Raw genomic sequence first — 580 nt, 5'->3', positions numbered from 1 at the left:
GGCGACATGTGGAGCTGACTGATACTAATCGATCGAGGACTTAACCAAGTTATATTTGGTTATTACTCGGCAAATGCTTCTTCATACATTATCTAGTTTTGAGGGAACGAAAAAAATGAAATTTCCTCTTGAAAAAAACATCAAAAGAAAGTATAATCATACTTGTCTTTTGAAAATAGTCTGGTGGCGATGGCGAGAAGGTCACACCCGTTCCCATACCGAACACGGAAGTTAAGCTTCTCAGCGCCGATGGTAGTTAGGGGCTGTCCCCTTGTGAGAGTAGGACGCTGCCGGGCTGTTTATAAATACCACTTTTCCGCAGTAGCTCAGTGGTAGAGCATTCGGCTGTTAACCGAACGGTCGCAGGTTCGAATCCTGCCTGCGGAGCCATTTCCATAAAGCCCATTTGGGAATTATGAGCTGTTGCTTCCATAGCTCAGCAGGTAGAGCACTTCCATGGTAAGGAAGAGGTCACCGGTTCGAGCCCGGTTGGAAGCTCTTTTAATGTAGACAACTAGAGTACTAGGCCCCTTGGTCAAGCGGTTAAGACACCGCCCTTTCACGGCGGTAACACGGGTTC

Annotated in this window: 2 tRNA genes and 1 rRNA gene; all 3 read left to right on the top strand. The window is 47.1% G+C overall.

Annotated elements, in window-relative coordinates:
- The first annotated feature begins 179 nt into the window (after positions 1-179).
- A 5S ribosomal RNA gene (gene rrf / locus NR125_RS29285) occupies positions 180-296 on the top strand.
- Between the two features lie 19 nt (positions 297-315).
- A tRNA-Asn gene (locus NR125_RS29280) sits at positions 316-390 on the top strand.
- Between the two features lie 35 nt (positions 391-425).
- A tRNA-Thr gene (locus NR125_RS29275) sits at positions 426-498 on the top strand.
- The last annotated feature ends 82 nt before the right edge of the window (positions 499-580 follow it).

It is taken from the genome of Cytobacillus sp. Bac17 (assembly GCF_024519925.1).
GTDB lineage: Bacteria > Bacillota > Bacilli > Bacillales > Cytobacillaceae > Cytobacillus > Cytobacillus pseudoceanisediminis.
Note: the sequence above shows the minus strand (reverse complement) of the source record. Positions and strands in the feature narration are given on the sequence as shown.